The organism is Sulfuricaulis sp. (assembly GCF_049587675.1).
Taxonomy (GTDB): domain Bacteria; phylum Pseudomonadota; class Gammaproteobacteria; order Acidiferrobacterales; family Sulfurifustaceae; genus Sulfuricaulis.
Genome location: NZ_JBAVEJ010000238.1, coordinates 1 through 9,269, shown reverse-complemented (window position 1 = coordinate 9,269; position 9,269 = coordinate 1). Strand labels below are relative to the sequence as shown.

Annotated in this window: 10 protein-coding genes; 8 read left to right on the top strand and 2 right to left on the bottom strand. The window is 59.4% G+C overall.

The window, feature by feature from the left end; all coding sequences use genetic code 11:
* Positions 1–244 (top strand): hypothetical protein (locus WB402_RS12495; RefSeq protein ID WP_424208342.1); only part of this gene is annotated, 244 nt, incomplete at its 5' end.
* 130 nt (positions 245–374) lie between these two features.
* Here WB402_RS12495 and WB402_RS12490 read toward each other — a convergent pair.
* Positions 375–914, bottom strand: coding sequence for a Smr/MutS family protein (locus tag WB402_RS12490; RefSeq protein ID WP_424208340.1), 540 nt, complete (start codon positions 912–914; stop codon positions 375–377).
* A gap of 149 nt (positions 915–1,063) precedes the next feature.
* Entirely contained in the window at positions 1,064–2,014 is a 951-nt protein-coding gene (gene trxB / locus WB402_RS12485) for a thioredoxin-disulfide reductase (RefSeq protein WP_424208338.1), read from the bottom strand.
* Positions 2,015–2,367: 353 nt separating this feature from the next.
* On the opposite strand from trxB, the gene ald reads away from it, so the two are divergent.
* The 7 genes from ald to WB402_RS12450 all read left to right on the top strand — a co-directional run bounded on the left by ald (position 2,368) and on the right by WB402_RS12450 (position 9,198).
* Positions 2,368–3,435, top strand: a complete 1,068-nt coding sequence (gene ald, locus WB402_RS12480; RefSeq protein WP_424208336.1) for an alanine dehydrogenase — start codon at positions 2,368–2,370, stop codon at positions 3,433–3,435.
* A gap of 74 nt (positions 3,436–3,509) precedes the next feature.
* The gene (locus tag WB402_RS12475) at positions 3,510–5,813 is read left to right on the top strand and encodes a DNA translocase FtsK (protein ID WP_424208334.1); all 2,304 of its coding nucleotides are present in this window, start codon (positions 3,510–3,512) and stop codon (positions 5,811–5,813) included.
* A gap of 5 nt (positions 5,814–5,818) precedes the next feature.
* The gene (gene lolA / locus WB402_RS12470; protein WP_424208332.1) at positions 5,819–6,451 is read left to right on the top strand and encodes an outer membrane lipoprotein chaperone LolA; all 633 of its coding nucleotides are present in this window, start codon (positions 5,819–5,821) and stop codon (positions 6,449–6,451) included.
* A 55-nt stretch (positions 6,452–6,506) separates the two neighbouring features.
* Positions 6,507–7,886, top strand: a complete 1,380-nt coding sequence (locus WB402_RS12465; RefSeq protein WP_424208330.1) for a replication-associated recombination protein A — start codon at positions 6,507–6,509, stop codon at positions 7,884–7,886.
* The gene (locus WB402_RS12460) at positions 7,883–8,479 is read left to right on the top strand and encodes a tetratricopeptide repeat protein (protein WP_424208328.1); all 597 of its coding nucleotides are present in this window, start codon (positions 7,883–7,885) and stop codon (positions 8,477–8,479) included. The genes WB402_RS12465 and WB402_RS12460 overlap by 4 nt, the downstream gene beginning before the upstream one ends.
* Before the next feature lie 39 nt (positions 8,480–8,518).
* On the top strand, positions 8,519–8,893 hold the full coding sequence (crcB, locus tag WB402_RS12455; RefSeq protein WP_424208326.1) for a fluoride efflux transporter CrcB: 375 nt from the start codon (positions 8,519–8,521) through the stop codon (positions 8,891–8,893).
* Positions 8,890–9,198, top strand: a complete 309-nt coding sequence (locus tag WB402_RS12450; protein WP_424208325.1) for a DUF190 domain-containing protein — start codon at positions 8,890–8,892, stop codon at positions 9,196–9,198. The genes crcB and WB402_RS12450 overlap by 4 nt, the downstream gene beginning before the upstream one ends.
* The last annotated feature ends 71 nt before the right edge of the window (positions 9,199–9,269 follow it).

The window sequence follows — 9,269 nt, the reverse complement described above, 5'->3', positions numbered from 1 at the left end:
TCCGCGCGCAAAATCGTGGAGCGGTGAAAATCCACTTAAATCATCAGATGAAATTCCGTCAAATAAAAAAATGAAGTTAGAGCGAAATACAGATTATTGTTTTGCGATAAAATTCAAAGCACCTCCTCCAAACCCGCGTACAGGTTTTAGTATTGGTATTAACGGCATCAACATCAATGGAGATGATGTTCGGATACCGATAATCAAGTACATACCAGGTACATACATAGATAGACATGCTTGACTAGAAACCTAACGGCTACAGCTGAGGCAAACTAGACGTGGATCAAGGGGTCAGTATAATTGAAACCTTCAGCTGAAAAGACTGAAGTCTTAAAACAACGTGCCGTTGCTCGGTAGGCTAGTTAAGGCAATTAAACCCGCTTCAACAACACATACACCGCCCCCGTCCCGCCGTCGTTGGGACGAGCGGAGCAGAAGGCGAGTACCTCACCTTTCTGGCGCAGCCAGGAATTGACCTTACCCTTGAGTACCGGCAGTTTTCCCTCCGAGCTATTTCCCTTGCCGTGAATGATGCGCACCACGCGCTTGTCCTGGTCGCGGGCGTTCTTGATAAAGGTATTTACGGCTTCACGGGCCTGGACGACCGTGGCGCCGTGCAGGTCGAGCTCGGCTTCGATGGCGTATTGGCCGAGGCGTAGTTTTCGGATGACGCTGTGTTGCAGGCCGGGGCGGGTGTAGAGGAGTTCGTCACCGGTTTCGATATCGGCCGGTTCGTATTCGTCGGACAGCAGGCTGTCCATGACCTCACGTTGGTCGCGCAGGGTTTGCTCGGGAACCGGCTTGCGGCGCTTGGGTTTGGGATGAACCTTGTCCTGCTTTACCGGACGGATTTTGCCGACGGCCTTGCGGAACAGGTCGGGGTCGTCGTCATCTTGGTTGTCGGTGGACATGGATTAGCTCCAATCAGTAACCCTCATCCTAACCAGCCCTTCCCTTTGGTGGGAGGGAATTTATGTGCAGGGCGGCATGGTCGCCCTGATCATTCAATTCCTGGATTCCCGCCTTCGCGGGAATGACGGCCACAGCAGAATGGTAGTGGTTATTTAAGCTTTTGCAGATAGCGATCCGCATCCAGCGCCGCCATGCAACCGGTGCCGGCGGAGGTGACCGCCTGGCGGTAAATGTGATCCTGCACGTCACCGGCGGCGAACACGCCCGGGACGCTGGTGGCGGTCATGTTGCCCTGGTCGCCGCATTTAGTCTTGATGTAGCCGCCGTGCATTTCCAACTGGCCCTCGAAGATCGCGGTGTTGGGCGCATGGCCGATGGCGATGAACACGCCTTGCACAGCGAATTCTTTCTTCTTGCCGCTCTTGTCCTTGATACGCACGCCGGTGACGCCGTTCTTGTCACCGAGGATTTCGTCCACCTCGTGGTTCCATTCGACGGATATGTTGCCACCCTTGGTCTTGGCCATGAGCTGGTCGATGAGGATGGCCTCGGCTTTGAACGAGTCGCGCCGGTGCACCACGGTGACATGCTCGGCGATGTTGGACAGGTAAAGCGCCTCTTCCACAGCGGTATTGCCGCCGCCGATGACGGCGACTTTGTGACCTTTATAGAAGAATCCATCGCAGGTCGCGCAGCCCGACACACCCTTGCCTTTGAAGGCAGCTTCCGAGGGTATGCCAAGATATTTGGCTGAGGCGCCGGTGGCGATGATCAGCGCATCGCAGGTGTAAACCCCGGAGTCGCCGGTCAGACGGAAGGGTTTTTGCTTGAGATCGACCTTATTAATATGATCGAAGACGATTTCAGTCTTGAAGCGCTCGGCGTGCTTCTGCATGCGCTCCATCAGCGCCGGGCCCTGCAGGCCCTCGACGTCGCCGGGCCAGTTGTCCACGTCGGTGGTGGTCATGAGCTGGCCGCCCTGTTCTAGGCCGGTGATGAGGACCGGATTGAGATTGGCGCGCGCGGCGTAAACCGCGGCCGAGTAGCCGGCGGGGCCGGAGCCGAGAATGAGCAGCCGGCAATGTTTGACCTTATCCATTATGCGGTAACTCCGTAGCGAGACAGGAAAACATTCGATAGACAAAAACCCGAGAAGTTCTTATCTTGCTGGCGCTTGGAAAAGCCTAACAACTCCTTCTCCCTTGAGGGAGAAGGTCGGGATGAGGGCGATATAAGGTTCCCCTCACCCTATCCCTCTCCCGGAGGGAGAGGGATCTCAAAAACAGATCACCAGAAGATTTGACGTGTATGTTACGCCATGGACGCGAAGACGGTAAAGGACGTTCTGATTGATTATGGTTCTTACCTCAAGTCACATAAGACGCATTGTCATAATTAATGGCTTAGGGTTCCCTGTTCATAGTAATGGCAGAACGTCCTAAAGGAGAACGCATGCGCATTGGCATTCCGAAAGAAGTGAAGGTGCGGGAAGGGCGTGTGGCCCTGATCCCGCCCGCCGTCAGCGAACTGATCCAGCATGGGCACGAGGTGCTGATCCAGTCCGGCGCGGGTGTCGCGAGCGGTTATCCTGATGAGGATTACCGCCGCGTGGGCGCTCAGATCGCACCGGATGCAACCACTCTATATGGTAGCGTGCAGTTGCTGCTCAAGGTCAAGGAGCCCATCGCCTCGGAATACGCCCTGCTGCGCAAGGACCACATCCTTTTCTCCTACTTGCACCTAGCGGCCACGCCGAAGCTGGCGCAGGCGCTGAAGGAAAAGGGCCTGACGGCGGTGGCGTTCGAGACTGTCGAGGCCGGCGGAAAATTGCCGCTGCTCGCGCCCATGAGCGACATCGCTGGGCGATTGTCGATCCATATCGGCACCACGTTGCTGCATAGCCACTCCGGCGGGCGCGGCGTCATGCTCGGCGGCATGCCGTCCGTGGAACGTGGCCATGTTGTGATCCTCGGGGCCGGTGTCGCCGGTGGTAATGCCGCTACCGTGGCGGCCGCGCTTGGCGCGCAGGTGACGGTATTCGCGCCGCGCCGCGAGGAACTGGAGCGCATGCACGCGCTCGGACCGAACGTGACGGCGCTGCCGTCTTATGCGCCACTGATCGCCGAGGCGGTTTACAGCGCTGACCTGCTGATCGGCGCGGTGCTGATCCCGGGAGCAAAAGCGCCCAAGCTGGTCACCGCCGAAATGGTGCGCAAGATGAAACCGGGCAGCGTGATCATTGACATCTCCGTGGATCAGGGCGGCTGCATCGAAACTATCCGTCCGACGGATTACGAGCATCCCACCTATATACAGGACGGCGTGGTGCACTTCGGCGTCACCAACATGCCCGGCGCGGTGCCGCGCACGGCTTCGCAGGCGCTATCCACCGTGCTCACGCCCTACGTGCTGAAACTGGCGACGGATGGCGGGCTGAACGATCCGGCCATCGCCAAGGGTGTGAACGTCGCCGGTGGGAAAATTGTCCATCTGGCCGTGGTCGCGGCGCTCGCGAATTAGTTTTTAAATACTTGGCGCTGGGCGCCGAAAAATGGGAAAATGCCGCCACTTTTTACCGCACTCTAAGGAAGGTTGTGACGCAGGCCACCCGGAACAAATCCAATCCACCGCTGACACCGCGTATTCTCCAGCTGTTGCGTGAGGCGGCCCTGTACGTCCTCGCCGCGATCGCCATCTATCTGCTGATTTCGCTGTGGACTTACTCCGCCAGCGATCGATCGTGGTCGCACCTCGGGTCGAGCGACATCGTGGCCAACACCGGCGGGCGCGCCGGCGCGTGGGTGTCGGACGTGCTGTTCAATCTGTTCGGCTACGTCGCCTTCCTGTTTCCGGTCATGATCGGGTTTTCCGGCTGGCATATTTACCAGCATCGCAAGGACCCGGAAGCGCCGGGGCTGAAACACCGTCTCCTTATGATCGGAAGTTTTATCGCCGTCATGATCGGCGCCTGCGGACTGGCTGGCCTGCACTTCTCCCAGAGCCAGACTGGCATGCCGTTCGCCAGCGGCGGTTGGCTGGGCAATGCCATGGGGCTGGGCTTGGCTTCGGCCTTCAGCTTCACCGGCGCCACGCTGTTTTTGCTGGCGCTGTTTCTCGCCGCCGTAACGGTTTACACGGGACTTTCCTGGCTCAAACTCATGGACAGTGTCGGCCGGTGGAGCTTCGTTTTCGCTGACTGGTTTTATCGTTTCAGCTCCGCGCAGGTTGACCGGTTGATCGGCATGCGTGCCAAGCAGAAACGGCGCGAGGTCGTGGATGAGGACATGAAAGCGCTGGAGCGGCACACCCCGCCGCGCATCGAGCCGGTGATCGCCAAACCGGCGCCGAGCAAGCGCGCGGAAAAGGAAAAACAGGTGCCGCTCTTCGATCTTCCGGCCCCCGGCGAATTGCCGCCATTGTCGTTGCTGGACCCGGCAGACAAGGACAAGGCGCCGCAGTTCTCCAAACAGTCCCTGGAAAGCATGGCGCGGTTGTTGGAGAAGAAGCTGCTCGATTTCGACATCGAGGCCCAGGTAGTGGCGGTGCATCCGGGCCCGGTGATCACGCTCTTCGAAATTGAGCCGGCGCCGGGCATCAAGGCCTCGCAGATCACCAACTTGCAGCGCGACCTGGCGCGATCGCTTTCCGTGGTCAGCCTGCGCGTGGTGGAAAACATTCCCGGCAAGACCTCGGTCGGCATTGAAATTCCCAACGAGGGGCGCGAGACCATACGCCTGACCGAGGTGCTGGCCTCGCAGGCCTACGAGGAATCCGCCTCACCGCTGTCGCTCGCGCTCGGCAAGGATATCAGCGGCAACCCGGTGGTAGTGGATCTTGCCAAGATGCCGCATCTGCTGATTGCCGGTACCACGGGTTCGGGCAAGTCGGTGTGCATCAACTCGTTGATCCTGAGCCTGCTGTACAAATCCACGCCGGAACACGTGCGCCTGATCATGATCGATCCCAAGATGCTGGAGCTCGCGGTGTACCAGGGCATCCCGCATTTGCTGGCGCCGGTGGTGACGGACATGAAACAGGCCGCCAACGCCTTCAAGTGGTGCATCGCCGAAATGGAACGGCGCTACCGCCTGATGGCCGCACTCGGCGTGCGCAATCTCGCCGGTTACAACCGCAAGATCAAGGACGCTCAGGAGGCCGGCAAGCCGATCACCGACCCACTGGTGCAGCCGGGCGAGGAGGCGGTGGAGCTGAAACCCTTGCCGATGATCGTCATTCTCGTGGACGAGCTGGCCGACCTGATGATGGTGGTCGGCAAGAAGGTAGAAGAGCTGATTACACGGCTGGCGCAGAAGGCACGTGCCGCTGGCCTGCATCTGGTGCTGGCGACGCAACGCCCGTCGGTGGACGTGATCACTGGTCTCATCAAGGCCAACATCCCCTCGCGCGTCGCGTTCCAGATGTCGTCGCGCGTGGACTCGCGTACCGTGCTCGATATGATGGGCGCGGAACAGTTACTCGGCAGCGGCGACATGCTGTACCTGAGCGTTGGTCAGTCCTTGCAGCGCGTGCACGGAGCATTCGTCGCCGATCATGAAGTGCACAAGGTCACCACCTTCCTCAAGAAGAGCGGCGAGCCGGTTTACGAGGAACAGATTCTCAATGGCGATACCGGCGTCAACGACCAGGGCTTCCTCCAGGAAGGCGGCGGTAATGGCGCGGACGGCGGCAATGGCGAGGCCGATCCGCTGTACGACGAGGCGCTCAAGATCGTCACTGAAACGCGCCGCGCCTCCATCTCCGGCGTGCAGCGGCGCTTGCGAATCGGCTACAACCGCGCCGCGCGCTTGATCGAGGAAATGGAGCGCGCCGGCGTGGTCGGACCGCTGCAACCCAACGGCAGCCGCGAGGTGATCGCGCCTCCGCCACCGCGAGTCTGATCCACATGAATCGCCTGTTGATTCTGGCGGTGATGTTTTTGCTCAGCATGGGCAGCACGATGGCGGCCATGAACGAGCCTAAGTCCGGAGTGGACAGCCTGCGCCAGTTTTTCCGCGAAGTGAACAGCTTCAGCGCCCAGTTCAAGCAGATCGTGCTCGACGAGTCGCTTAAACCGGTTCAGGAATCTTCCGGAACCTTGTGGATCGAACGGCCCAACAAGTTTCGCTGGGATTACGATAAGCCTTACAAGCAGCAGATCGTGGCCGACGGCAAGCGGCTTTGGGTGTATGACGTGGGTCTGCAACAGGCCAGCGTGCGCGACCTCACCGGCGGCCTTACCGATACTCCGGCGATGCTGCTTGCCGGCAAGGGACAGCTGGAAGACAATTTCACGATCCAGTCGCTCGACGCGCAGGACAAGATGACGTGGGTGCAACTGAAACCCCGGAGCAAGGACAGCGGATATGACGACATCCGTATCGGTTTTGCGCAGGGCAAGCTGCGCGTTATCGAGATGGTCGACGGATTCGGGCATACCACGCGCGTGACGCTCGAATCGCCACGCGAGAACGTCCACATCGAGTCGGATCGTTTCAACTTCAAGCCGCCCGAAGGCGTAGATGTGGTTGGCGAGTAGACCGTCGCCGTTCAATCCAACGAAGCCGGTCACGCGCCGCTGAATGAGGCGAATCATGGCTACGCAGGATATTTTTCCGGAAACCCAGACCAAGCCGTGGCAGCCGCTCGCGGACCGCATGCGCCCGCAGCGGCTCGAGGATTTCTTCGGCCAGTCGCATCTGCTCGCGCCGGGCAAGCCGCTGCGCCAGGCGATCGAAGCCGGCATTCTGCATTCCATGATCTTCTGGGGCCCGCCCGGCACGGGCAAGACCACGCTCGCGCGCCTGATCGCGCATCGCACGCGGGCGCATTTCATCGCCATCTCCGCCGTGTTTGCCGGGGTGAAGGAAATCCGCGCCGCCGTCGAAGAGGCCAAACAGGCGCACGCCGACGGTCACCCGACGGTGATGTTCGTGGATGAAGTGCATCGCTTCAACAAGGCGCAACAGGACGGCTTCCTGCCCTACGTAGAGGACGGCACGCTGACCTTCATCGGCGCCACCACGGAGAACCCATCCTTCGAATTGAACAACGCGCTGCTGTCGCGTGCGCGCGTTTACGTGCTCAAGGCACTGACGGCGGAGGAGGTTCGCCAGATCATCGATCGGGCTCTCGATGACGAACCATCGGGCCTGGGTTCGCAGCCACTGGAAATGCCGGGCGAGGCGCGCGATCTGCTGGCACAGGCGGCCGACGGCGATGCACGTCGTTCGCTGAATCTGCTGGAGATGGCCGCCGATCTCTCGATAAAACAAGGTGGCAAGCAGGTCATTACCATAGACCTGATCAAGGACGTCATCACCGGCGGGGTGCGCCGCTTCGACAAGCAGGGCGAAGCGTTTTACGACCAGATCTCGGCGCTGCACAAGTCGGTGCGCGGTTCCGACCCGGATGCCACATTATACTGGTTCGCGCGCATGCTCGACGGCGGCTGCGATCCGCTTTATATCGCGAGACGGGTGGTGCGCATGGCTTCCGAGGACATCGGCAACGCCGACCCGCGCGCCTTGCAGTTGGCGCTGAATGCCTGGGACGTGCAGGAACGACTGGGCAGTCCGGAAGGAGAGCTGGCGATCGCGCAAGCCGTCGTCTACATGGCCTGTGCCCCGAAAAGCAATGCCGTCTATACCGCCATGGGGGCGGCGATGAAAGACGCGCGCGAGCGCGGATCGCTTGAAGTTCCGCTGCACCTGCGCAATGCCCCGACCAAGCTGATGAAAGAGCTGGGATACGCCAAGGGTTACCGCTACGCGCATGATGAGGCCGAGGCGTATGCGGCCGGCGAGAGCTATTTACCGCCGGAACTGGGAAAACGGCAGTATTATTTTCCCACGGATCAGGGATTGGAGGGTAAAATCGCCGAGCGCCTGGCACATCTTAAAGAGCTAGACCGGAAGGCCCGAGAGTCGGCGGCCAAGGCAGAAAAAAAGCAACCCGAGAAGACGAATAAATGAATTTCGTGGCACACGATACGATGATGAATATTAAACAAACAGCGATGGGTGTAGTTCTTTGGGCGGTATCATCGCTGGTCCTGGCCGGCGGAGTTACCTCAACGCCACCGGCGACATCGACACCGGCATCCGCTCCAACCCTCGCTCCCGCTCCCGCACCAGCGTCAGTCAGTCCCAATTCTGAAGCCGGTTGGGCGGCCTATGACGCCGGCGACTATGACAAAGCGCGCCGTATCTGGCAGCCACTGGCAGAAAAGGGCGATGTGCGAGCGCAGCGTGGCATGGGCAAGCTGTATGAAAAGGGCCGAGGCGTGGAGAAAGATTATGCGGCCGCAGTCAAATGGTATCGCCCGGCAGCGGAAAAGGGCGATGCCGAAAGCCAGTACCGTCTCTCCGTCGCGTATGGTTGGGGACTGGGTGGCATCGAGAAAGACGAGGCCAAGGCGATCGAATGGTTACGCAAGGCCGCGGAGAACGGACAGAAGCGCGCGCAGCGATCCTTGGCGAAGGGCTACGAAGACGGCCTGAAAGGCTTACCGCGAGATCCGGTGAAGGCGAAGTATTGGTATGATCGGTCCATGACCAGAGAATGAAAAAAACGAAAATACTTGCATCGTGATGCGCGTTACCCCATGAATCAGGTTCTGGCCATCGCCGCGGGCGGCGCCGTGGGAAGCGTGTTGCGGTTCTGGATGTCAACCTGGACGTATGCGCTGATGGGGCGCTCGTTTCCCTATGGGACGTTCGCGGTGAATATCCTCGGCTGTCTCGCGATGGGTTTCCTGTTTGTGCTGTTTACGGATCGTTTGAGTGGTAGTGTAGTGCTGCGCGCGGGAATCCTCATCGGCGTGCTCGGCGGATTCACCACGTTTTCCACATTTTCCATTGAAGCTTTCAATTTGATCGAACAAGGCGAGTCGCTAAAGTCTCTGTTATACATGCTGGCCAGTTTAATTTTATGTGTGGCTGGCACGTGGCTGGGTGTCATTATCGGGAGGCAGCTATGAAACACAGCGATGTTATGATGGTGCGTATTTATCTCACTGAGGGCGAGACGCTCCTCAAAACGCTGCTGGCCAAGCTGCATGATGAAGAAAAGGTCCGCGGGGTCACGGTATTTCGCGGGATTTCCGGCTTCGGCCGTTCCGGCAAGGTGCATTCCTCGACGCTGCTCGATCTGTCTTTGGACCTGCCAGTGGTCATAGAGTTCTTCGACCAGTCCGCCAAAGTTGCCCGCATCCTGTCGCATCTTAAGAATGTTCTTCCTCCCGGCCACGTGGTGTCGTGGCGCGCGAGCGTGAACGAAGGCTGACATCTTCGCGCCATGCCATGGCATTCAAATGCCTATTGCATGAAGGACTGCTCTTGTCTATTATTTATGCC